Origin of the sequence: Pollutimonas thiosulfatoxidans, from assembly GCF_004022565.1 — a bacterium.
Classification (GTDB): Bacteria; Pseudomonadota; Gammaproteobacteria; order Burkholderiales; family Burkholderiaceae_B; genus Pusillimonas_D; species Pusillimonas_D thiosulfatoxidans.
In genome coordinates this window covers 2,024,091-2,047,221 of record NZ_CP022987.1, presented here as the reverse complement: position 1 = coordinate 2,047,221, position 23,131 = coordinate 2,024,091, and the positions used below count along the sequence as shown (strand labels likewise).

The 23,131-nt window shown below is 59.8% G+C and carries 16 protein-coding genes, 2 rRNA genes and 1 other RNA gene; 17 read left to right on the top strand and 2 right to left on the bottom strand.

Annotated features, from left to right (window positions below):
• Positions 1-414 precede the first annotated feature (414 nt).
• The 3 genes from CKA81_RS09780 (at position 415) to CKA81_RS09770 (ending at position 4,144) form a co-directional block, all read left to right on the top strand.
• Positions 415-3,303 (top strand): 23S ribosomal RNA (locus CKA81_RS09780).
• Positions 3,304-3,507: 204 nt separating this feature from the next.
• A 5S ribosomal RNA gene (rrf, locus tag CKA81_RS09775) occupies positions 3,508-3,620 on the top strand.
• Between the two features lie 158 nt (positions 3,621-3,778).
• Positions 3,779-4,144 carry a DUF4870 family protein gene (locus CKA81_RS09770; protein ID WP_128355093.1) on the top strand — a complete coding sequence of 122 codons (366 nt, stop codon included), beginning with the start codon at positions 3,779-3,781 and terminating at the stop codon, positions 4,142-4,144.
• A 72-nt stretch (positions 4,145-4,216) separates the two neighbouring features.
• On the opposite strand, the gene CKA81_RS09765 is transcribed toward CKA81_RS09770, so the two are convergent.
• A complete protein-coding gene (locus tag CKA81_RS09765) occupies positions 4,217-4,489 on the bottom strand; it encodes an SWIB/MDM2 domain-containing protein (protein ID WP_013744750.1) in 273 nt (90 codons plus the stop codon).
• A gap of 133 nt (positions 4,490-4,622) precedes the next feature.
• On the opposite strand from CKA81_RS09765, the gene CKA81_RS09760 reads away from it, so the two are divergent.
• Both CKA81_RS09760 and pyrC read left to right on the top strand, forming a co-directional pair.
• Positions 4,623-5,822 (top strand): M20 aminoacylase family protein, encoded by a 1,200-nt coding sequence (locus CKA81_RS09760; RefSeq protein WP_128355092.1) that lies wholly within the window; start codon positions 4,623-4,625, stop codon positions 5,820-5,822.
• 16 nt (positions 5,823-5,838) lie between these two features.
• Positions 5,839-6,900 (top strand): dihydroorotase, encoded by a 1,062-nt coding sequence (gene pyrC, locus CKA81_RS09755; protein WP_128355091.1) that lies wholly within the window; start codon positions 5,839-5,841, stop codon positions 6,898-6,900.
• Between the two features lie 46 nt (positions 6,901-6,946).
• Here pyrC and CKA81_RS09750 read toward each other — a convergent pair whose 3' ends face one another.
• Positions 6,947-8,764 carry an ATP-binding cassette domain-containing protein gene (locus CKA81_RS09750; protein ID WP_128355090.1) on the bottom strand — a complete coding sequence of 606 codons (1,818 nt, stop codon included), beginning with the start codon at positions 8,762-8,764 and terminating at the stop codon, positions 6,947-6,949.
• 62 nt (positions 8,765-8,826) lie between these two features.
• On the opposite strand from CKA81_RS09750, the gene rnpB reads away from it, so the two are divergent.
• From rnpB to CKA81_RS09690, 12 genes are all read left to right on the top strand, one after another.
• Positions 8,827-9,235: RNase P RNA component class A (rnpB, locus tag CKA81_RS09745), an RNA gene on the top strand.
• Positions 9,236-9,496: 261 nt separating this feature from the next.
• Positions 9,497-9,925, top strand: coding sequence for a division/cell wall cluster transcriptional repressor MraZ (mraZ, locus tag CKA81_RS09740; protein WP_128355089.1), 429 nt, complete (start codon positions 9,497-9,499; stop codon positions 9,923-9,925).
• An 8-nt stretch (positions 9,926-9,933) separates the two neighbouring features.
• Positions 9,934-11,004 (top strand): 16S rRNA (cytosine(1402)-N(4))-methyltransferase RsmH, encoded by a 1,071-nt coding sequence (rsmH, locus tag CKA81_RS09735; protein ID WP_128355088.1) that lies wholly within the window; start codon positions 9,934-9,936, stop codon positions 11,002-11,004.
• A complete protein-coding gene (gene ftsL / locus CKA81_RS09730) occupies positions 11,001-11,306 on the top strand; it encodes a cell division protein FtsL (RefSeq protein ID WP_128355087.1) in 306 nt (101 codons plus the stop codon). Before rsmH ends, ftsL begins: the two co-directional genes overlap by 4 nt.
• Complete coding sequence (locus CKA81_RS09725; protein ID WP_128355086.1) at positions 11,303-13,039, top strand: peptidoglycan D,D-transpeptidase FtsI family protein; 1,737 nt, start codon at positions 11,303-11,305, stop codon at positions 13,037-13,039. Before ftsL ends, CKA81_RS09725 begins: the two co-directional genes overlap by 4 nt.
• Complete coding sequence (gene murF, locus CKA81_RS09720; protein ID WP_128355085.1) at positions 13,036-15,828, top strand: bifunctional UDP-N-acetylmuramoyl-L-alanyl-D-glutamate--2,6-diaminopimelate ligase MurE/UDP-N-acetylmuramoyl-tripeptide--D-alanyl-D-alanine ligase MurF; 2,793 nt, start codon at positions 13,036-13,038, stop codon at positions 15,826-15,828. The genes CKA81_RS09725 and murF overlap by 4 nt, the downstream gene beginning before the upstream one ends.
• Positions 15,818-16,990, top strand: coding sequence for a phospho-N-acetylmuramoyl-pentapeptide-transferase (mraY, locus tag CKA81_RS09715; RefSeq protein WP_128355084.1), 1,173 nt, complete (start codon positions 15,818-15,820; stop codon positions 16,988-16,990). Before murF ends, mraY begins: the two co-directional genes overlap by 11 nt.
• On the top strand, positions 16,987-18,516 hold the full coding sequence (gene murD / locus CKA81_RS09710) for a UDP-N-acetylmuramoyl-L-alanine--D-glutamate ligase (protein ID WP_128355083.1): 1,530 nt from the start codon (positions 16,987-16,989) through the stop codon (positions 18,514-18,516). The genes mraY and murD overlap by 4 nt, the downstream gene beginning before the upstream one ends.
• Complete coding sequence (ftsW, locus tag CKA81_RS09705) at positions 18,513-19,706, top strand: putative lipid II flippase FtsW (protein WP_128355082.1); 1,194 nt, start codon at positions 18,513-18,515, stop codon at positions 19,704-19,706. The genes murD and ftsW overlap by 4 nt, the downstream gene beginning before the upstream one ends.
• On the top strand, positions 19,703-20,776 hold the full coding sequence (murG, locus tag CKA81_RS09700) for an undecaprenyldiphospho-muramoylpentapeptide beta-N-acetylglucosaminyltransferase (RefSeq protein ID WP_128355081.1): 1,074 nt from the start codon (positions 19,703-19,705) through the stop codon (positions 20,774-20,776). The genes ftsW and murG overlap by 4 nt, the downstream gene beginning before the upstream one ends.
• Positions 20,773-22,179: a UDP-N-acetylmuramate--L-alanine ligase gene (gene murC / locus CKA81_RS09695; protein WP_128355080.1), complete on the top strand. Its 1,407-nt coding sequence runs from the start codon at positions 20,773-20,775 to the stop codon at positions 22,177-22,179. Before murG ends, murC begins: the two co-directional genes overlap by 4 nt.
• Positions 22,176-23,123 carry a D-alanine--D-alanine ligase gene (locus CKA81_RS09690; protein WP_128355079.1) on the top strand — a complete coding sequence of 316 codons (948 nt, stop codon included), beginning with the start codon at positions 22,176-22,178 and terminating at the stop codon, positions 23,121-23,123. The genes murC and CKA81_RS09690 overlap by 4 nt, the downstream gene beginning before the upstream one ends.
• The last annotated feature ends 8 nt before the right edge of the window (positions 23,124-23,131 follow it).

Here is a 23,131-nt window from a genome sequence, read left to right as displayed (position 1 = left end):
TTAGGTATTAAAAGGAAGGCGCGGTCCGAGCGTGCGGGTTGGACGAAAGCAGCAGCGGTGCACTTGTCGGCTGGATGGAGTTAACGAACAGGGCTTTGGGCTCTGGCGCGCACACACAGTGCGTACCGGAAGTCAGAGCGCTGCTCGTTAAGTCTACGGATTTAATGGTTTTACTCGTTCTTTAACAATCTGGAAGAAGCACAACGAAGTAATTTATGGATGGTGCCGCGCCTTCAGAAGCGCTGCACCAGTAAGTAAAGTACGGGTTGTGATTGCATTATTAAATTAGTTCAAGTAGTTCTCAAAAGCGGGTCATGCGGGTAGCAGTATCGCACGCGTGACACGAGCTTTGAAAGCGATGAACGGCACAACACACGCTAAACTCAAGTGTTTCTATAACCTATAAAGTTATAGGATCAAGCGACTAAGTGCACATGGTGGATGCCTTGGCGATCACAGGCGATGAAGGACGTTGTAGCCTGCGAAAAGCTGCGGGGAGCTGGCAAACAAGCTTTGATCCGCAGATATCCGAATGGGGAAACCCACGCCCGCAAGGGCGTATCCCGCACTGAATACATAGGTGCGTGGAGGCGAACCGGGTGAACTGAAACATCTCAGTAGCTCGAGGAAAAGAAATCAACCGAGATTCCGATAGTAGCGGCGAGCGAACTCGGATCAGCCTTGACGTTTTAGCACGTACGATAATCGAACGCGATGGAAAGCGCGGCCATAGCAGGTGATAGCCCTGTAGATGAAATCGTGCGTGTGGAACTAGGCGTCAGACAAGTAGGGCGGGACACGTGAAATCCTGTCTGAACATGGGGGGACCATCCTCCAAGGCTAAATACTCGTGATCGACCGATAGTGAACCAGTACCGTGAGGGAAAGGCGAAAAGAACCCCGGAAGGGGAGTGAAATAGATCCTGAAACCGTGTGCATACAAACAGTAGGAGCGGGCTTGTCCCGTGACTGCGTACCTTTTGTATAATGGGTCAGCGACTTACATTCAGTGGCAAGCTTAACCGAATAGGGAAGGCGCAGCGAAAGCGAGTCCGAATAGGGCGATTTAGTCGCTGGGTGTAGACCCGAAACCAAGCGATCTATCCATGGCCAGGTTGAAGGCACGGTAACACGTGCTGGAGGACCGAACCCACTAATGTTGAAAAATTAGGGGATGAGCTGTGGATAGGGGTGAAAGGCTAAACAAGCTTGGAAATAGCTGGTTCTCTCCGAAAACTATTTAGGTAGTGCCTCACGTATTGCTGCCGGGGGTAGAGCACTGTTATAGCTAGGGGGTCATGGCGACTTACCAACCTATGGCAAACTCCGAATACCGGCAAGTATGAGCGTGGGAGACAGAGCACCGGGTGCTAACGTCCGGACTCAAGAGGGAAACAACCCAGACCGCCAGCTAAGGTCCCTAACTATGGCTAAGTGGGAAACGAAGTGGGAAGGCATAGACAGTCAGGAGGTTGGCTTAGAAGCAGCCATCCTTTAAAGAAAGCGTAATAGCTCACTGATCGAGTCGTCCTGCGCGGAAGATGTAACGGGGCTAAGCCATAGACCGAAGCTGCGGGTGTGTATCTTGATTGATATACGCGGTAGGAGAGCGTTCTGTAAGCCTGCGAAGGTGTCTTGTAAAGGATGCTGGAGGTATCAGAAGTGCGAATGCTGACATGAGTAGCGATAAAGGGGGTGAAAAGCCCCCTCGCCGTAAGTCCAAGGTTTCCTGCGCAACGTTCATCGGCGCAGGGTGAGTCGGCCCCTAAGGCGAGGCAGAGATGCGTAGCTGATGGGAAGCTGGTTAATATTCCAGCACCGTCGTGAAATGCGATGGGGGGACGGATTGCGGAAAGTCATCGGGGTGTTGGATGTCCCCGTTGTTGCACTATAGAAGGCGCCCAGGCAAATCCGGGCGCGTAATTCAAGGGTGTGACTGGATAGGACTTCGGTCCTAAACTGATCCGAAGCAGTTCCAAGAAAAGCCTCTAAGCTTCAGTTTCACGAGACCGTACCGCAAACCGACACAGGTGGACGGGATGAATATTCCAAGGCGCTTGAGAGAACTCAGGAGAAGGAACTCGGCAAATTAATACCGTAACTTCGGGAGAAGGTATACCCCGGTAGTGTGAAGGGCCCGCGCCCTGAGCATGAAGGGGTCGCAGAGAATCGGTGGCTGCGACTGTTTATTAAAAACACAGCACTCTGCTAAGACGAAAGTCGACGTATAGGGTGTGACGCCTGCCCGGTGCCGGAAGGTTAAGTGATGGGGTGCAAGCTCTTGATCGAAGCCCCGGTAAACGGCGGCCGTAACTATAACGGTCCTAAGGTAGCGAAATTCCTTGTCGGGTAAGTTCCGACCTGCACGAATGGCGTAACGATGGCCACACTGTCTCCTCCTGAGACTCAGCGAAGTTGAAGTGGTTGTGATGATGCAATCTACCCGCGGCTAGACGGAAAGACCCCATGAACCTTTACTGTAGCTTTGCATTGGACTGTGAACCGGCCTGTGTAGGATAGGTGGGAGGCGTTGAAAGTGAGTCGCTAGATTCGCTGGAGCCAACCTTGAAATACCACCCTGGTCTGTTTGCGGTTCTAACCTTGGCCCGTTATCCGGGTTGGGGACAGTGCATGGTGGGCAGTTTGACTGGGGCGGTCTCCTCCTAAAGCGTAACGGAGGAGTTCGAAGGTACGCTAGGTACGGTCGGAAATCGTGCTGATAGTGCAATGGCATAAGCGTGCTTGACTGTGAGACTGACACGTCGAACAGGTGCGAAAGCAGGACATAGTGATCCGGTGGTTCTGAATGGAAGGGCCATCGCTCAACGGATAAAAGGTACTCTGGGGATAACAGGCTGATACCGCCCAAGAGTTCATATCGACGGCGGTGTTTGGCACCTCGATGTCGGCTCATCTCATCCTGGGGCTGTAGCCGGTCCCAAGGGTATGGCTGTTCGCCATTTAAAGAGGTACGTGAGCTGGGTTTAAAACGTCGTGAGACAGTTTGGTCCCTATCTGCCGTGGGCGTTGGATACTTGACGGAGCCTGCTCCTAGTACGAGAGGACCGGAGTGGACGTACCGCTGGTGTATCGGTTGTCATGCCAATGGCATTGCCGAGTAGCTATGTACGGAAGAGATAACCGCTGAAGGCATCTAAGCGGGAAACTCGTCTGAAGATTAGGTATCCCGGGGGCTAGACCCCCCTGAAGGGTCGTTCGAGACCAGGACGTTGATAGGCTGGGTGTGTAAGTGCAGTAATGTACGTAGCTAACCAGTACTAATTGCCCGTGCGGCTTGATCCTATAACCTTGTAGGTTATGCGTTTCAAGTGTCGTTCAAACAAATTGATGTAACAATCGCGAACCCGTACCCAACACACAAATCCATACGTTACACCCCTGGCGGTCAGCCCAACGGCTGGCACGCGAAGGCGCGGTGTGCTTCTTCTTAAGATTGGCCTTAGGGCCAGGCTGGCAACAGCTTGGCCACAAGGCAAACCAGTTACGCTTGACGACCATAGCAAGGTGGTCCCACGCCTTCCCATCCCGAACAGGACCGTGAAACGCCTTCGCGCCGATGATAGTGGACGTACGTCTGTGAAAGTAGGTCATCGTCAGGCTCTTATACCCCAAACCCCCATCCGCTCACCGCGGGTGGGGGTTTGTCTTTGGGCGACGGGTTTAGCGCCTGCCCCCGCTAGCGCCCCGGTCTCGAGTAAAATACGCGCTTGGCGTTGTAACGCCCGCTTTTTTCTTACTATTGTTTCCGGAGGTTAGTATGACCCAGGCATATCCGCCAGAAGGCGGCACGGGCATGTCGATGCGCAATTTAACGCATCTAATTTATGGCCTATTTGCATTGGGCCTGCTTAGTGCCGGCTTCTTTGGCATTGCCACCATTGCTGCCATTGTTCTGGCTTATCTTAAACGCGGCGAAGCAGCCGGCACCATATACGCCGGCCATTTCGACTGGGTGATCAAGACGTTCTGGTGGGGCCTGCTGTGGGTCGTCCTAAGCGGCCTGGCGACCTTTATTTTTATCGGCTGGATCACCGGCGTTATTGCACTGGTCTGGATCGTGTATCGTCTGATCAAGGGTTGGTTGGCCCTGGCGTCCGGACAGCCGCCTATTGCCGAGTACTGATAGTTGCCCATAAAAAAACGCTGCCGTTAATCGTGCAGCGTTTTTCTTTGGGGCGGGTATAAGTCGTGGTGCTTACTTCAGGTGGCCGCTGACCAATTTGGTAAGCTCGAACATCGATACCTGCTCTTTGCCGAACAAGGGGCGCAGCTTGTCGTCTGCGTTGATATTGCGACGGTTTTTAGGGTCTTGCAGATCGTGCTTCTTGATGTAGTCCCAGATTTTCTTGGTGACTTCCGTGCGTGGGACGGCCTCGGGCCCGATAATGGCAGCTAAGGTAGCGCTAGGGGTAAGTGGCTTCATGAACGCCGCGTTGGGTTTGCGGGCGGGTTTCTCGGTTGTTGCCATAGAATAGGGCTCCTAACTGATAGTTGAAAAAACGCTTCTCCAGCAGCATAACGTGAGAATCCTCTAAAGACAAAGTAATTTGTGCACAAGAATATGTCGGGGAAATGCCGATAGCCGCAGGAGCCTTTAGCTGATGTATGCCAAAAACGTATTTGAAAAGATCAGTCTTTTCCATAGTGACCTGACCGCCCTACGGCAGGATCTGCACGCGCATCCCGAACTGGGCTTCCAAGAGCACAGAACGTCCGACATCGTCGCCAAGGCATTAACGGCCCTGGGCTACCAAGTGCATCGCAAAATCGGTAAGACGGGCGTTGTAGGGCTATTGGATGGGCAGCGCAACGATAGCGGGCGGTCCATAGGGCTGCGTGCCGACATGGATGCCTTGCCTATTCTCGAGCAAGGGGCCGTGCCCTACGCTTCCACCAATGTGGGTGTCATGCATGCCTGCGGGCATGATGGTCACACGACCGTCTTGTTGGGTGCTGCACGCTACTTGGCAGAAACACGTAATTTCAATGGTCGCGTCGTGCTGATTTTTCAGCCGGCCGAAGAAGGGCTGGGCGGCGCCCAGGCCATGTTGGATGACGGATTGTTCGACCGTTTTCCCTGCGACGCGATCTATGGCCTGCATAACTGGCCCGGGCTGCCGCCCGGCGTCATCGGTGTGAACCCAGGGCCCATGATGGCGGCGGCCGACCACTTCGAGATCCATATCGAGGGTCGCGGCGGGCATGGTGCACATGCTTATCAAACGAATGACCCGGTCGTTATTGCGGCGCAGTTGATCACCGCCTTGCAGACTATTGTTTCTCGGAATGTGCCGGCGCCCGAGTCGGCTGTCGTTACGGTGGCGGCCGTCAATGCCGGAAACCTGCAAGCCATGAATGTCATACCGCGAGACGCCCGTATGGTGGGCACGGTGCGCACATTCAGCCCTGTGGTGCAAGAACAAGTCATTCAGCGCATGCAGGAAGTGGTGGATGGGATCGCCGCCGCCTTCAAGGCCAAGATCACGCTTCGTTATCATCGGCTGTTTCCGGCCACAGTCAATACGCCCGAGCATGCGCACTTTGTGGCTGATGTGGCTACCGAACTGTTCGGTGCCGACCGGGTGGTGGCCAACCTTACGCCCTCGATGGGCTCGGAAGACTTCTCTTTCATGCTGCAGCAAAGACCAGGCGCTTATTTTCGCTTGGGCCAGGGCGGAGCCGAGCACGGCTGCGTGTTGCATAATGCAGCCTTCGATTTCAATGACGCAGTCATACCCGTGGGTAGCGCCATGTTCTGCCGGCTGGTAGAGCGCAGCATGCCTATGGCAGACGCCGTCTGATTGCACCAGGGGCCTTATGCAGACCGCTACAGACACGCTTACGATTATCCGACCCGACGACTGGCACGTGCATTTGCGCGATGGCGCTGTGATGGCCTCGGTCGTCGCCGATACGGCACGCCAGTTTGCGCGCGCCATCATCATGCCCAATATCCGGCCTCCGGTAACCACTACAGAATTGGCCCAGGCTTATCGTCAGCGCATTATGACGTCGCTGGAGCAAGCGGGTATCGCCCAGGAAAGCTTCACACCCTTAATGACGCTGTACCTCACCGACAACACCAGTGCCGACGAAGTCGTCCGCGCCAGCCAGTCGGGTATCGTGCATGGCATCAAGCTGTACCCCGCCGGCGCCACCACCAATTCCGATGCGGGTGTCACAGACCTGCTCGGACGCTGCACGCCCGCGCTCGAGGCCATGGAGCGTGTTGGCATGCCCTTGCTGGTCCATGGCGAGGTAACCGATCCGGCGGTAGATCTATTTGATCGTGAGGCCGTGTTTATCGATCGCGTCATGCTGCCCTTGCGCCGCGCCTTCCCCGGGTTAAAGGTTGTGTTCGAGCACCTGACCACCCGGGATGGCGTCGACTACGTGCGGGATGCCGACGGCCCGATCGCCGCCACCATCACTGCGCATCATTTGTTGTACAACCGCAATGCGTTGTTCCTGGGCGGTGTGCGTCCGCACTGGTATTGCTTGCCGGTGCTCAAGCGAGAAACTCACCGCCTTGCTTTGGTCGAGGCTGCTACAGGTGACAGTCCGCGATTTTTTCTAGGCACCGACAGTGCGCCGCATCCGCGCGGTCTCAAAGAGCACGCCTGCGGCTGTGCGGGCTGCTATACCGCCTTGCACGCCATGGAGCTCTATGCCACGGCATTCGATGCCGCCGGCCGCCTGGACAGGCTAGAGGCCTTTGCCAGCCTGAACGGCCCTGCCTTTTACGGCTTGCCGGTCAACACGGGAAAGCTGGTGTTGCAACGTGCCGAATATTCAATACCGGCCGAGCTACCGATGGCCGATACCACGGTGGTTCCGCTGGCGGCCGGAGAGTCCCTGGGCTGGGCGGTGCAGGCTTAAGGCTAGTCGCCGGCCTGTGCGCGGCCCTAGCGCGCAGCTTGCGGCGCTAGCCCGCGCTGCCTTGTTTTTCGTCCAGGGCTTCCCAGCGCGCGAATAGTGTCGTCATCTGGCTTTCGATTTCTTGCAGTTGCGTATTGATGGTGTCGATTTCCTCGGGGGCATCGCGATACAGGCTGCCATCTGCCAGGCGCGCGGTCAGTTCAGCTTGCTTGGCCTCCAATTGCGCAATGGTCTCGGGTATTTCGGCCAGCTCGCGCGCTTCCCATGAGGTGATGCGTGAGGCTTTTGGCGCCGGTGCCGCAGCCACTGCAGGTGGCGGAGCAGCAACCGGCTTGGTGCCTGGCTTGGCGGTATCCTGATCCGAGGGCTCGGGCCGTTGAGCCAGCCACTCGTCGTAGCCGCCGACATACTCCTGCCAGTGCCCATCGCCTTCAAACGCGATGGTTTGCGTGATGACGTTGTTCAGGAACTCGCGATCGTGGCTCACGAGCAATACGGTGCCAGGGTAGTCCTGCAGCAGCTCTTCGAGCAGTTCCAGGGTTTCGATATCAAGATCGTTGGTGGGCTCGTCCAGAACCAGGACGTTGGTTGGGCGAGCGAACATGCGAGCCAGTACGAGGCGCGCGCGTTCGCCGCCAGACAAGCTTTTTACCGGCGAATTCGCCCGAGCCGGCGGGAAAAGAAAATCTTCCAGATAGCTCATGACGTGTTTGCGCTGGTTGCCGATTTCTATCCACTCGCTGCCCGGGTTGATGGTATCGGCCAGGGTGGCCGACTCGTCCAGTTGTGCGCGCATCTGGTCGAAGTAGCCCACGGTAAGATTCACGCCCAGGCGCACCTGGCCGCTGTCCGGCTTGAGCTGCCCAAGTATGATCTTGAGCAATGTCGTCTTGCCCGCGCCGTTCGGACCGATAAGCCCGATGCGATCCTTGCGCATCAGCATGGTCGAGAAGTCGCGGACGATGACCTTGTCACCAAAGCTGTGCGAGACATTCTCGAGCTCTGCCACCAGCTTGCCCGAGCGTTGGCCTTCCGCCACGGCCAGGTTGACGCTGCCTTGCCGCTCGCGTCGTGCCGATCTTTCGCGGCGCAGTTGCTCCAGCCGCCGGACCCGTCCTTCGTTGCGCGTGCGCCGGGCTTCGACGCCCTGGCGTATCCATGCTTCTTCCTGTGCCAGCACCTTGTCGAACTTGGCGTTCTGCTGCTTCTCGGCTTGCAGCCATTCGGCCTTGCGCTCTTGCCACTGGGTGAAATTACCGGGGAAGCTGAACAGCTTGCCGCGGTCCAGCTCGACAATACGTGTGGACACGGCATCCAGGAAGCGCCTGTCGTGGGTGATGATGACCACGCTGCAACGGGCGTTGAGCAGCAGGCTTTCCAGCCAAGCGATGCCGATGAAATCCAGATGGTTGGTGGGTTCGTCCAGGAGCAGCAAGTCGGGTTGGTCTGCCAGTGCGCGGGCCAGTGCCACGCGCTTGCGTGTGCCGCCCGAAAGCTTGGCGATCCGCGCGTCGGGCTCCAGGCCCAACTGCTCGATCAGTGCATCGGTTCGCGATGGACGTAGCCAGTCTTCGCTTTCGGAGATGTCGCCGCATATGGTCTCGAATACGGTCAGGTCCTCATCGAGCTCGGGCTCTTGCTCGACCGTGGCCGTCGTCAAGCCGCCCAGGCGCATGATGTCGCCGTCGTCGGGTTGGTTGCGTCCATCCAGCAAGCGCAGTAATGAAGACTTGCCGGCGCCATTGCGGCCGATCAGGCCGATGCGTTCGCCTGGCTGGATTGCCAGGTCGGCGTGGTCGAGCAAGGGGTGGTGCCCATAGGCCAACTGCACGTTGGTAAGGGTAATAAGAGTATTGGCTGCCATAAAACGAATTCAGTTCTTCAGTCGGTGTAAGCCCCTATTGTCGCAGGTTACAATGCAGCGGTGAGGCAGGTCGGGCAATCGCGGTGCCAGTCATCGAGGAAGGTCCGGACTCCACAGAGCGGGGTAGCGGCTAACGGCCGTCCAGCAAGCGGGCACAGCAATGTGTTCGTAAGCTGAGGAACAGGGCCACAGAGACGAGTCTGCGGCGCGGGCATGTTCACACATGCACCGACACGGCCATCTCCGTGTTGCGTAGTCGGGAAACCGGCTGCGGCGCGGCAGGGTGAAACGCGGCAACCTCTACCCGGAGCAACATCAAATAGGCATGCGCTTGGCTTTCGGGCCAGACGGGCGGCTCGTTCGAGCATGCGGGTAGATGGCTAGAGCCCGGCAGTAATGCCGGGCCCAGAGGAATGATTGCCCGCCGGGTCTCCCGGCGTACAGAATCCGGCCTATAGACCTGTCTCACCTTAATTCCTTCTACACCGACCGGCATGGTCAGCAAATGCAAACACCCCATTCCACGCCGGGGCCTGTTTTGCGTGACAAAGGACTTGCAGTTGCACGTCCAATTTCTTGATTTACTTACGTATTTTTCCTGGACCGCTTCCGCAAAACCGCGCTAAGTGCTTGTTGTAATTGAAAAAATTGCAACTTTGCGCTTGACCTGCGCTAATCCATACCTTAGAGTGGGGAAAAGTAGGTTTTTGTGCAAAAAAGTGGGGAAGAATAGTGTTTCAAGGGTGTAGTGCTCTCACGTTGGATGCCAAGGGGCGGATTTCGATTCCGACCCGGCACCGTGACGCCCTGCTTTCCCAGGTGGAAGGGCGTTTGACGCTCACCCGCCACCCCGATGGTTGTCTCCTGGTGTACCCCCGTGCAGTGTGGGAAAAGAAGCGCGAACAGATCGCCAACTTCCCGATGTCAGCCCGCCCGCTGCAACGACTGCTGCTGGGTAACGCACTGGATGTGGATATGGACGGCTCCGGCCGGATCCTGGTTTCGCCCGAACTGCGCTCGGCCGCCAGCCTGACCCGCGAGGTCATGCTGCTGGGCATGGGCAGTCATTTCGAGCTTTGGGATTCCGCCGAATGGGCGCGACGCGAGGCTGAAGACCTGGCCAAGGGCATGCCCGAGGTTCTGGCAGAGTTTTCCTTCTGAACCCGACTATGGAGTTTTCACACCGATCCGTGCTGTTGGAGCCAACAGTCCATGCATTGCTTGATCCTGCTTTCGGACGTAAGGGTAAGCCCGCGCAAGATGCGCCTGCCGCTGACCGTCGCGCTGGTGTGTTCGTCGATGGAACCTTCGGGCGAGGAGGGCACAGTGGTCGTTTGCTGGAGCTTCTTGCACCGCAAGGCAGGTTGGTGGTTTTTGATAAGGATCCCGAAGCAGTCGCCGTCGCGAACGCTTTGCGGCAGCAGGATGCTCGCGTCACGGTAGTGCATGCCGGCTTTGGATCCATGCCGGAGCAACTGCAGCAATTGGGAATCGACAAGGTCGACGGTGTGATGCTGGATCTGGGCATGTCGTCGCCCCAGATTGATGATGCCAGTCGAGGTTTTTCGTTCATGCGGGAAGGCCCGCTGGACATGCGTATGGATACGAGCAGCGGACAGACCGCTGCACAGTGGCTGGCAGAAGTCAGCTTGGAAGAGTTAAGGGAGGTCATAGCAAAATATGGCGAAGAACGGTTTGCTTTCCAGATTGCAAAGGCGGTTGTTGCTCGCCGCGAATCCAGGCCGCTGCGTACAACGCTCGACCTCGCCGAGCTCGTCGCCAGTGTCGTCCGTACGCGCGAAAAGGGCCAACATCCGGCCACTCGTACCTTTCAAGCTATACGGATTTACCTCAATCAGGAACTCGAAGAACTCGCGCTCGCCCTCGAGGCAGTTCTAAAGGTTCTGGCTCCCGGAGGGCGCTTGGCGGTGATCAGCTTCCATTCTCTAGAAGACCGCATGGTCAAGCAATGCATCGCGGCGGCCGCCAGGCCGGCAGCGGTGCATGCGCGCCTGCCGATCTACGAGAAGGACATGCCGCAGCCCATACTTAACTCGCTCGGGCGGGTCTTGCCGACCGATGCTGAAGCGAGAGAGAACGTGCGCGCACGCTCGGCCGTGCTGCGCGTTGCCGAGCGCACCGCCACGCCCTTGCCGCCAGACCAGGGCGCCTCGTTCGTCAAGGCGATGAAGTTGGTGGCGCACACGTCACCCGGCAAACAGAAGGGGCGGGCCCGATGAGCCGCCTCAGTATTCTGTTTGCCGCGCTGCTGATGATTTCGGCGCTTTCCCTGGTGACCGCGCGCTTCCAGTCGCGCCAATTGTTCGTACAACTGGACCAGCTTGAAGACAAGGCGCGCGACCTCGATACGGATTGGCGGCGCCTGCAGTTGGAGCGTGCCGAACTGGCTCGCAACGCGCGCATCGACGCCGTGGCGCGTGATGAGCTCAAGATGGTCAACGCGACGCCGGATCGGACCATTTATATCCAGGGGGTGGCTCCCACCGCGAGCGGCCAGGCAGCGGTGGAGGGCCGGCCATGAAGCGCGTACGGTTCTACGACAGCCCGGTGCTGGATGTGCAAATGCCGCTATGGCGCTCGCGCCTGGTGCTTATTCTGTTGTTGATGGGCTTTTGCGCGCTGGCCGTCAAGGCCTTGATTCTGCAGGGTCTGACTACCGAGTTTTTGCAGCAGCAGGGCGAGCGTCGCTACGAGCGTACGCTGGTGCTGCCGGCGACCCGGGGCAAGATCTTCGATCGTAGTGGTTCGGTCGTACTGGCCTCCAGCGTGCCGGTACGCGCCATCTGGGCCATTCCTGAAGACGCACGCAACGCGTCCGAAGACCAGTTAAGCAAGTTGGCAGGCCTGCTTGGAATGTCCGTCAAGTCTATTAAAAGTCGGCTGGTCGATGAGGACAAATCCTTTGTCTATGTGAAGCGCCAGGTCTCGATGGACGTTGCCGAGCAGATCAAGGACCTTAAGGTTCCGGGCTTCCATCAGCAGGCCGAGATGCGCAGGTTCTACCCGGAAGGCGAGATGGCCGCGCACATCATCGGCTTTACCAATATAGAAGACCGTGGTCTGGAAGGTGTCGAGCTCGCCTTCAATGAAGAGCTGTCCGGCACGCCCGGATCGCGTCGCGTCATCAAGGACCGGCTGGGCCGTGTCGTCGAAGATGTGCAGGCCATCATCCCGCCGGTCAATGGCAAGGACTTGAAGTTGTCGATCGATGCCGGGCTGCAGTTCGATACCTTCACGGCGCTCAGCAAGGCATTGGCCGAGCACAAGGCGAAGTCGGGCGCCGCCATCGTCATTGATGTGCATACGGGCGAGGTGCTGGCACTGGTCAACTTGCCCACTTACGACCCCAATGACCGCAGCGATCGCAAGGGCCCGGCACTGCGTAATCGAGCAATGACGGACACCTTCGAGCCGGGTTCGATCATGAAGCCGTTCACGGTCGGGCTGGCACTGGACATTGGGCGCGTTACCCCCTCCACCATGTTCGATACGGGCAACGGCCATTATCGTTATCAGGGCTCGACGATTTCCGACGTCAGCCGTAACGGGATGCTTAACGTAGCGGGCATACTCAGGCGCTCCAGCAATATTGGCATGACCAAGCTGTCGGAGTTGCTTACCTCGGAAGAGATGTGGACCAAGTTCACCGAGCTGGGCTTTGGCCGTGCGCCGCAAGCGAACTTCCCCGGCGTGGCTTCTGGCAAGCTGCGTCCCTGGGACCGATGGCGGCCCATCGAGCGGGCCACCATGGCTTACGGCTATGGCTTGTCGGTTTCCCTATTGCAGATGGCTCACGCCTATACGGCTTTCGCGCGCAATGGCGATATGGTGTCGCTTACCTTGCTCAAGCGCGAAGGCAAGCCCACCAGCGTCCAGGTGTATACGCCCAAGGTTGCCGGCCAGGTGCGCGCCATGCTGGAAGCGGCCGCAGGACCTGACGGAGCAAAGCTTGCGCAGGTGCAGGGTTACCGCGTGGCCGGTAAAAGCGGCACGGCACGAAAAATTGTTGATGGCAAGTACAGCACTTCACTCTATCGCGGGTCCTTTGTGGGATTTGCGCCGGTATCAGACCCGCGCGTCGTTGTCGCGATCACGATCGATGAGCCGCACTCCGAGCATTACTACGGCGGCCGCATCGCAGCGCCCGTCTTTGCCAATATCGTAGCCAGCACCTTGCGGCGCATGGGCGTCCAGCCCGATGCGCCCATCGAGTCGCTGGTGGCGGTTGGGCCGGACCGGGAGAAGAGAGAATGAGCGCCGCGGATATCGTCGCCTGGCTGAGCCGGCATGTGGCCGATAGTGCGCACTTGTGCATGGACACGCGCCAGCTCCAGGCTGGCGATGTGTTTTTTGCTTGCCCCGGACTAAGCAGCGATGGGCGCAGTTACATGGAACAGGCTGTGGCGCTGGGTGCCGCAGCGATCGTCGCTGAAGCTGATGCCGGCCGGAATTTTTCCGAGATGAAAGTGCCCGTGCTGCAGGTGCCCGCGCTTGCGTCCCTTTTGGGCGCCGTCGGGCATCTTTGGTATAAGGCCCCCTCGGCCGACATGACGATCGTGGCGGTCACGGGCACCAATGGCAAGACCACGTGCGTGCAGTGGTTGGCTGCCGCTCTGGCTGCCGAGGCGGTGCCCTGCGGAACGATAGGGACGCTGGGCGTTTTTCTGCCTGATGGCCAGGCCCTGGGCGGCATGCTGACCACACCCGATGTCTTGACGGTGCACCGCAGTCTGGCCGCGATGCGCCAGGCCGGCGCGCATGTCGTGGCTCTGGAGGCCTCGTCCATCGGATTGGACCAGGGTCGGCTGGACGGCGTCATGGTCGACATTGCCGGCTTTACCAATCTGACGCACGATCATCTCGACTATCACCACACGCTGGACGCCTACAAGGCCGCAAAATTTGCACTTTTCCAGCGTGCCGGCTTGCGCCGCGCCATCATCAACGCGGACGATAGCGCAGGCGCCGAGCTGCTGGCCAGCCTGCCACCGACATTGGCTGTTTCTTATTCCTGTCAGGCGTCTTCAAGTGCTGACTTGCAGGCCCTGGACGTGCACACGGGATCGTACGGTTTGGTTTTCAATCTGCGGGCGTCCGATGGCACCGCGCAACTGCTAACCCGCCTGATTGCCGAGCATAATGTCTCCAACCTGTTATTGGTTGCGGGTGTATTGCACGAACTGGGCTGGGATCTGCACAAGGTGGTTCGTACCTTGGCCACCTTGCAATCGGTTGAAGGACGCCTCCAGATCATCGAGTCGGCCACTCGCCGTCCCGGCGAGGCTCCTTTGCCTTTGGTCGTGGTGGATTACGCCCATACGCCTGATGCCCTCGAAAGGGCGTTGCAGGCCTTGCGTACGACTGCCACGGTACGGGGCGGAAAAATCATTTGCGTATTTGGCTGCGGCGGCAACCGCGATCATGCCAAGCGTCCCATCATGGGGCGCATCGCGGCCGAGTTCGCCGACACGGTGGTGCTGACAACGGACAACCCGCGCATGGAAACCCCGCGGGAGATCATTGTCGGGATCGTGGCGGGCATGCCGGCTGTTCCGGCCATCGAGCCGGATCGCGCACTGGCGATCCTTGCTGCTGTGTGGCAGGCCGAACCGCAGGACGTCGTTCTGATTGCCGGCAAAGGCCATGAGACTTATCAAGAGGTCCAAGGTGTGCGTGCCGTTTTTGATGATCGGCAGTGGGCGGGCCTTGCCCTGACCTGGCTCGGTTGTGCGGGAGTTTCGACGGACTCGCGCACGCTGGCTGCCAACGAGCTTTTTGTGGCTTTGCGCGGCGAGTCCTTTGACGGACATGCGTATCTTGCCAAGGTGCAACAGGCCAGTGCCTGCGCCGCAGTGGTCGAGCAGGCTGATGCCGCTGTCGTCTTGCCGCAGTTTGTGGTGGGCGACACCCAGCAAGCCTTGATACGCATGGGGACGGCCTGGCGTCGCCGCTATTCGCTGCCTGTTATCGCTGTTACCGGCAGCAATGGGAAAACCACAACCAAGGAAATGATCGCGTCCATTCTGCGCCAGGGCGTGGGCGAGGCCGCCAGCCTGGCGACGCGTGGCAACCTGAACAACCACATTGGTGTGCCGCTAACAGTGTTGCGCCTGCGGGACAGCCATCGTGCTGCCGTCGTCGAGCTGGGCATGAACCATCCGGGCGAAATCGCCTTGCTCGCCGACATTGCGCAGGCCACGGTAGCGCTGGTCAATAATGCCCAACGCGAACACCAGGAATTCATGCACACCGTCGAGGCCGTCGCTCACGAGAATGGCGCTGTCATTTCCGCCTTGCCGCAAGATGGCGTGGCAGTGTTTCCGGGCGACGACACCTATACCGCGCTGTGGTCCGAAATGGCCGGCAACCGTCGTGTCTTGCGCTTCGGTTTCCAGCCCGACTTCGAAGTGTATGCGGACCAGATTCAGGCCGAGACCGCCAGGACGGTATTTCAGGTGCACACGCCGATGGGATCTGGCGCAGTCGCGCTGGCCGTACCCGGCTCGCACAATCTGCGTAATGCGCTTGCCGCTGCCGCTTGCTGCGTAGCCGCCGGCCTGCCGCTGTCGGCCATCATCAGCGGACTGGAAGCTTTCAATCCGGTGGCGGGCCGCATGCAGCCCCGCGCGCTGAGCGGTGGCTACCAGCTTATTGACGACACCTATAACGCCAACCCCGACTCGGTACGTGCCGCCATAGATGTGCTGGCGAGCTTGCCGGCTCCGCGGGTACTGGTATTGGGAGACATGGGCGAAATCGGCGCGAACAGCCACGCCATGCATGCCGAGGTCGGGGCGTATGCACGCGAGCGCGGTATCGAGGCCTTGCTGGCTTTCGGCCCGGCTTGCGCACATGCCGCCCAGGCATTCGGCCCGGCGGCCTGCGCCTTTGATTCCATCGAGGCGCTGTCCGCCAACCTGGCCACGCGCATGCCGGCAAACATACTCGTCAAGGGCTCGCGCAGCACGCGCATGGAACGGGTCATCAAGGCGCTGGACACAACATCAATAAACCACGAAGAAGGGGCTGGCCATGCTACTTGAGCTTGCGCGTTGGCTGTCAGAATCGCACATACGCGCTTTTAGCGTGTTCGAGTACATCACCTTCCGCGCCGTACTGGCTTGCGGGACGGCCCTACTCATAGGCTTGTTTGCAGGCCCTTCGGTCATCCGCAAGCTGACCGAATTGAAGATAGGCCAGGCGGTGCGCGCCTACGGACCTGAGTCGCATCTGCAAAAGAACGGCACACCGACCATGGGCGGCGCCCTGATCCTGATTTCGATCGGCGTGAGCACCCTGATGTGGGCGGACTGGACCAACCGGTTTGTTTGGGTGGTGTTGCTGGTGACCTTCGGCTTCGGTTGGATAGGCTGGGCCGATGATTACAGAAAGGTGGTTCACCGCGACCCGGAAGGCATGTCGTCCAGGCGTAAGTTCTTTTGGCAGGCCCTGATAGGCATTGTTGCCGCGGTGTATCTCAGCTTTGCCGTATCTGCGCCTGCCACGGCTGACCTGTGGCCGTTGTTTCGCGATTGGGTGCTTAGCGGCTTTACCATGCCACTGCCTACGCGCGCCGACCTCATCGTGCCCTTTTTCAAGTCTGTAAGCTACCCCCTGGGCGTGTTCGGCTTTGTGGCGCTGACCTGGCTGGTGATTGTGGGGTCCAGCAACGCGGTGAACCTGACCGATGGCCTGGACGGCCTGGCGATCATGCCGACCGTCATGGTGGGCAGCGCCTTGGGTATCTTCGCTTACGTTGTCGGACGCGTCGACTATTCCAAATACTTGTTGTTCCCCTATATACCCGGGGCGTCCGAGCTGATGGTGCTTTGCGCGGCCATCGCCGGGGCCGGGCTGGCCTTCCTGTGGTTCAACGCCTACCCCGCTCAGGTATTCATGGGCGATGTCGGCGCCCTGGCTCTGGGTGGCGCATTGGGCACGATTGCAGTGATTGTTCGCCAGGAGATCGTGCTGTTCATCATGGGCGGCGTGTTCGTGGTCGAAACCCTTTCGGTGATGATCCAGGTGGTCTGGTTCAAGTACACCAAGAGACGATACGGGGAAGGCCGGCGGATATTCCGCATGGCGCCCTTGCATCACCATTTTGAAGTGACCGGCTGGAAGGAAACCCAGGTGGTCGTACGGTTCTGGATCATCAGCATGATGCTGGTGCTTATCGGTTTGGCGAGCTTGAAGTTGCGATGAAAAAATTGTCTTTCCCCTCCTTGCGCACGGATGGCCTGACCCTGATCCTGGGTCTGGGTGAGACCGGTGCAGCGGCGGCGCTATGGTGCGCGCAGCACGGGGCCAGCTTGCGTGTGCTCGACACCCGCCAGCAGCCGGGGGGATTGTTGGCCTTGCAAGCCGAGCTGGACACCACGATGGTCGACTACCGCCTGGGGCCAGAAGCCTTTACCGAAGCGGCGCTGGCTCAGGTTCACACCATTGTGCTCAGCCCAGGCCTATCGCCACTGGCCGAGCCGGTGAAGTCGCTCCTGGCGCTGGCGGCAACGCGCGAAATAGAAGTGCTCGGCGAAGTCGAGTTGTTCGCGCGGGCGCTTGCCGATCTGTCGACGCAAGGCTATACGCCTCGAGTGCTTGCTGTAACAGGCACCAATGGCAAAACAACGGTAACCGCGATGGCGCGCCAGTTGGTAGAGGCCAGCGGGCTGACCGCCCGGGCTGCCGGCAATATTGGTCCGGCGGCGCTGAGCGCACTGCGCGATGCGCTGGCAGCCGATGCCTTGCCGGATGTGTGGGTGCTGGAGCTATCCAGCTTCCAACTGGAAACCCTGAGTTCGCTGGCGGCAGACGCTGCAGTCGTACTTAATATCTCGCAGGACCATCTGGACTGGCACGGCGACCTGCAGGCTTATGTGCAGGCCAAGGCGCGCTTGTTAAGCATGACGCGCCTTGCCATCGTCAATCGTGACGATCCGCTGGTCGCCGGCATGGTGTCTGCCCTGTCCGCCTTGAACGTGCGCAGCTTTGGTCGCGGCGCACCAGTGCTTGAAGGCGATCTGGGCCTGGATAACGGCAACGGCATGTTGTGGCTTGCTGCGGCCGAGAACTCGGATTTTGACCTGCCGCCGCCAACCAGCAAGCGCAAGAAAGCGGCGGAGCCGCTGCCGCGGGCCGAGGGTCGCATCAGCCGTCTGATGCCCATGGATGTATTGCGCATTCGCGGCCTGCATAACGCACTGAATGCCTTGGCAGCCTTGGCGCTGGCGCGCGCACTTGGGCTGGGTTGGGCAAGCATGCTGACGGCGCTGGGTGAGTATCGCGGCGAGCCGCATCGCACCTACTTTGTCAGAAATATTGGCGGCGTCGATTTCGTCGACGACAGTAAAGGAACCAACGTAGGCGCTACGGTAGCTGCCCTGGATGGCATGGGTGCGCGTACCGTGCTGATCGCCGGCGGCCTGGGCAAGGGCCAGGACTTCACGCCGCTGTGCAAGGCCGTGCGCGAGCATGCCCGCGCAGTGATACTGATCGGCCAGGACGCAGCGCAGATCGAAGCGGCACTGGCGCCCTCCGGCGTAGCCGTCCAGCATGCCGCCTCCATGCAAGCGGCTGTCAATGCCGCCCTGGCTGTGGCGCAGGCCGGCGATACCGTGCTCTTGTCACCCGCCTGCGCGAGCATGGATATGTTCAAGAACTATGTTCATCGCGGCGAGTGCTTCATAGAGCAGGTCAACGAACTGGCGCTAAGCCGCGGGGAGGTCGCATGAGCTTATTCGCCGACCTGACATCCGGAGTGAACGCCGTGCGCCCGGGCCGCACGTCCATGCCCAGCATAGACATCTCCATGCTGGTTGCGACAAGCACATTGGTGTTGTTCGGCTTGTTGATGGTGTATTCGGCCTCCATCGCGTTGGCCGATGGGCCCCGTTACGAAAGCTACGGCCGCTTTTACTTCGTGTTGCGGCATGCCGTGTTCATACTTATCGGAACGTTTGCCGCCTTGTGCGCGGCAAGCATCCCCATGAGGGTGTGGCAGAAGCTTGCTGTGCCGCTGTTCCTGGCCTGCCTGGTATTGCTGCTGATTGTGTTGATCCCCAGCATAGGCAGGGAAGTGAACGGCGCAAGGCGTTGGCTGCCGCTGGGGCCGGTCAACTTCCAGCCGTCGGAGCTGATGAAGATAGGGGTATTGCTGTATGCCGCCGACTATACCGTGCGCAAGCAGCAGCATATGCACGACTTCGGCAGGGGCTTCCTGCCGATGGCATGCGCACTGGCAGTCGTAGGGCTGGTGTTGTTGATGGAGCCCGATCTGGGCGCCTTCATGGTGATAGTCGCCATTGCGGTTGGCATCCTGTTTATCGGCGGCATCAACGGCAAGCTCTTCTCTGTTCTGCTGTCGTTTCTGGTGGGCAGCTTTTTGCTCCTGATCTGGCTGTCTCCGTGGCGTCGCGAGCGCCTGTTCGTTTATCTGGACCCCTGGAATCCGGACAACGCCTACGGTAGCGCCTACCAATTGTCCCATTCCCTGATTGCCTTGGGTCGAGGCGAATGGTTTGGGGTGGGGCTGGGCGCCAGTATCGAAAAACTGCATTACTTGCCTGAAGCGCATACCGATTTCATCGTGGCGGTGATCGGCGAGGAGCTCGGCTTTGTGGGGCTGGCCTGCCTGATAGCCCTATTTACCTTTGTGGTTTGGCGCGGCTTTGAGATCGGCCGCCAGGCCATCGCCATGGAGCGCATATTCAATGGCCTGGTAGCGCAAGGAGTCGCACTGTGGTTCGGGGTTCAGGCTTTCATCAATATGGGTGTGTGCCTGGGCTTGTTGCCAACGAAAGGTCTGACCTTGCCGATGGTCAGCTACGGCGGCACCGGGATCGTAATGAATCTGGTTGCCATGGCCTTGCTGTTCCGTGTTGATTTCGAGAACCGCAACCTGATGCGAGGCAAGCGCACATGACGACCAAGACCTTGCTGATCATGGCTGGCGGAACGGGTGGGCACATCATGCCCGGCCTGGCGGTTGCGCACGAGATGCAGTCGCGCGGATGGCGCGTGCTGTGGCTGGGTCACCCTGATCGCATGGAAGGGCGGCTGGTGCCACCCCAGGGGATAGACCTGCTGCCGGTGCACTTTACGGGCCTGCGGGGCAAGGGTGTCGCTGCGCTGATAAAGCTGCCGTTAACCTTGACCCGAGCCTGCGTGCAGGCCGGTCGTCACTTTGCCCGGGTGCGGCCGGATGTTGTGCTGGGCATGGGCGGCTACGTTGCTTTTCCTGGCGGGCTCATGGCCGCGCTACGTCGCGTGCCTTTGGTAATACACGAACAAAACGCAGTTGCGGGCACAGCGAACCGCTGGCTGGCCAAGCTGGCCAGCAAGGTACTGGTAGGCTTTCCCGGCGCCTTGCCTGGGGCGGTGATGGTTGGCAATCCGGTACGGCATACCATCGCGCAGGTCAGTCCCGCTGCAGAGCGCTACGCGTCCAGGGAAGGCCCTTTGAGGGTGCTGGTCGTGGGCGGCAGCCTGGGTGCCGCTGCGCTGAACAGCGTGTTGCCGCAGGCATTAGCCCAACTGGCCGAAGCCGAGCGCCCCTTGGTTACGCACCAGGCTGGCGAGCAGCACCTGGCAACACTGCGCGCCAGCTACGAGTCGCACGGTGTTCAGGCGGTATGCCACGCTTTTATCGACGATATGGCCAAGGCCTTGTCGGATGCCGACCTCGTGATTTGCCGGGCAGGCGCCATGACCGTCGCCGAAGTCGCTGCCGTTGGCGTGGCTGCGCTTTTCGTGCCACTGCCGCATGCCATAGACGACCATCAAACTGCCAATGCCCGCTATCTGAGCGAATGCCAGGGGGCCTGGCTGCAGAAGCAGCCGGCCTTCACGGCCGAGTGGCTAAGCGGCTGGTTGCGCAGCGTAACGCGTAAAGAACTTGCCCAGGTGGCGGTGCACGCGCATGAGCACGCCAGCCTGAACTCGACGGCCCTGATCGCCGATGCATGTGAACAACTAACAAGGAGTCAGGCGTGAAGCACCGGATACAGAGCATCCATTTCGTGGGCATAGGCGGCTCGGGGATGAGTGGCATTGCAGAGGTATTGCTGAACCTGGGTTACTCCATCAGCGGTTCCGATATCCAGGATTCAGCCGTCACACGCCGTCTGGCAAGCCTGGGCGCGCGCATCGCCATCGGTCATAGCGCCGAGCACGTGAAAGGTATGGGCGCCATTGTGACGTCTACGGCTGTATCGGCCGACAACCCCGAAGTGCTCGCCGCCCGGGCTGCGCGTATTCCGGTAGTGCCTCGTGCCCTGATGCTGGCCGAACTGATGCGCCTGAAGCGCGGCATTGCTGTGGCCGGCACGCATGGCAAGACGACGACCACCAGCCTGGTGGCCAGTGTGCTGGCTGCCGGCGATCTGGACCCCACTTTCGTGATCGGTGGCCGCTTGACTTCTGCGGGCGCCAACGCGCGCTTGGGCCAGGGCGAATTCATTGTGGTCGAGGCGGACGAGTCGGACGCGTCCTTCCTCAACCTGTTGCCCGTCATGGCCATCGTGACGAATATCGATGTGGATCACATGGATACCTACGGGCACGATGTGGCCAAGCTGAAAAGCGCCTTTATCGAGTTTACGCAGCGGTTGCCGTTTTATGGGTCCGCCGTGTTGTGCAGCGACGATGCCAATGTGCGTGAGATCATTCCTTTCGTGTCGCGGCCGGTCACGACATATGGAATTACCAGCGACGCGCAGGTGCGCGCGCACAACGTTCGCGCGGATGGCACGGTGATGCACTTCGACGTCGAACGCCAGGGCGCCACAGGGGCCTTGCCGGCCATGTCCGTCGTCCTGAATTTGCCCGGCCATCACAATGTGCTCAATGCGCTTGCGGCGATTGCCGTCGCCACCGAGCTTGGCGTGGCAGACAGCGCCATCAGCGGCGCACTGAACGCGTTTCGCGGTGTGGGTCGGCGCTTCACACAGGTGGGCGATTTTGCCGTCGCGGCGCAACGTGGAGGCGGAACCTTCACCGTCATTGACGACTACGGCCATCATCCGGTCGAGATGGCTGCCACCCTGTCTGCAGCGCGGGGCGCCTGGCCGGATCGCCGTATCGTGCTGGCCTTTCAACCGCACCGCTACACCCGCACCCGCGATTGCTTCGAAGACTTTGTGCATGTGCTTGGACGCGCCGATGCCGTACTGCTGACTGATGTGTATGCAGCAGGCGAGCAGCCGCTGGTTGCGGCGGACGGCCGGGCGCTGGCGCGCGCCCTGCGCGTGGCCGGCAAGGTCGAGCCGGTGTTCGTGCAAGACGTCGCCGATCTGCCTCAGGCCATCCGGGATTTTGCACAGGACGGCGACGTGATCGTGGTGATGGGCGCAGGCTCGATCAGCCGCGTCCCGGCCCAATTGGGAGTAACAGTATGACTATGAACTTCGGCCGGGTCGGCGTGTTGTACGGCGGACGCTCCGCCGAGCGTGAAGTGTCCTTGATGTCGGGGCAGGGCGTACACGAGGCCCTGCGCGGCCAGGGCATCGACGCCCACCTGTTCGACACCGGCCGCTATACGCTGGTTGATCTGATCAATGCGGGTTTTGATCGGGTGTTCATTGCCCTGCACGGGCGCCATGGCGAGGACGGTACCTTGCAGGGAGCTCTCGAATTATTGGGCTTGCCCTATACGGGTAGTGGCCCACTGGCTTCCAGCCTGGCGATGGACAAGATCATGACCAAGAAGGTTTGGTTGCACGAAGGCTTGCCCACCCCCGCGTACGCGGTACTGACCGCGGATTCGGATCTGGACAAGGTAGCCGCGCAGCTGGGCTTGCCGCTGATCATCAAGCCGCCGCATGAGGGGTCCACGCTGGGTGTGACCAAGGTGCAGGCTTTGCCTGAATTGCGCGAGGCCTACGAGCTGGCTGCCCGCTACGATGCGCAGGTGCTTGCAGAGCAGTTCATCAACGGGCGCGAGTTGACTGTGCCTGTGCTGGGGGCTGGCAAGAGCGTGCGCGCCTTGCCGGTTATCGAGATCGTTGCTCCGGGTGGCAACTACGACTACGAGCACAAGTATGTGTCCAACGACACCCAATACATATGTCCCGCCGATCTGGATGCGGCGCTGACCGAACAATTGCTGCGCATCGCCGAACAATCCTATGTGACCTTGGGCTGCGAGGGCTGGGGCCGTGCGGACTTCATGCTTGATCAAAGCGGTCGCCCCTGGTTGCTGGAGATGAACACGTCGCCCGGCATGACCAGCCATTCGTTGGTGCCCATGGGGGCGGCAGCCGCCGGCATGAGCTACGCCGAGCTGTGTGTTGCCATTTTGTCCACTGCATCCTGCAAGGTGCAGGCGCCACCGTCCAAATAAGGAGCCCT

Bases quoted from the DNA above. Each gene is read 5' to 3' on its own strand.
- CKA81_RS09770 (WP_128355093.1), top strand. From the start codon at position 3,779: ATGACCCAGGCATATCCGCCAGAAGGCGGCACGGGCATGTCGATGCGC.
- pyrC (WP_128355091.1), top strand. From the start codon at position 5,839: ATGCAGACCGCTACAGACACGCTTACGATTATCCGACCCGACGACTGG.
- CKA81_RS09690 (WP_128355079.1), top strand. From the start codon at position 22,176: ATGACTATGAACTTCGGCCGGGTCGGCGTGTTGTACGGCGGACGCTCC.
- mraY (WP_128355084.1), top strand. From the start codon at position 15,818: ATGCTACTTGAGCTTGCGCGTTGGCTGTCAGAATCGCACATACGCGCT.
- murF (WP_128355085.1), top strand. From the start codon at position 13,036: ATGAGCGCCGCGGATATCGTCGCCTGGCTGAGCCGGCATGTGGCCGAT.
- CKA81_RS09760 (WP_128355092.1), top strand. From the start codon at position 4,623: ATGTATGCCAAAAACGTATTTGAAAAGATCAGTCTTTTCCATAGTGAC.
- murG (WP_128355081.1), top strand. From the start codon at position 19,703: ATGACGACCAAGACCTTGCTGATCATGGCTGGCGGAACGGGTGGGCAC.
- CKA81_RS09765 (WP_013744750.1), bottom strand. From the start codon at position 4,489: ATGGCAACAACCGAGAAACCCGCCCGCAAACCCAACGCGGCGTTCATG.
- rsmH (WP_128355088.1), top strand. From the start codon at position 9,934: ATGGAGTTTTCACACCGATCCGTGCTGTTGGAGCCAACAGTCCATGCA.
- ftsL (WP_128355087.1), top strand. From the start codon at position 11,001: ATGAGCCGCCTCAGTATTCTGTTTGCCGCGCTGCTGATGATTTCGGCG.
- CKA81_RS09750 (WP_128355090.1), bottom strand. From the start codon at position 8,764: ATGGCAGCCAATACTCTTATTACCCTTACCAACGTGCAGTTGGCCTAT.
- ftsW (WP_128355082.1), top strand. From the start codon at position 18,513: ATGAGCTTATTCGCCGACCTGACATCCGGAGTGAACGCCGTGCGCCCG.
- CKA81_RS09725 (WP_128355086.1), top strand. From the start codon at position 11,303: ATGAAGCGCGTACGGTTCTACGACAGCCCGGTGCTGGATGTGCAAATG.
- murD (WP_128355083.1), top strand. From the start codon at position 16,987: ATGAAAAAATTGTCTTTCCCCTCCTTGCGCACGGATGGCCTGACCCTG.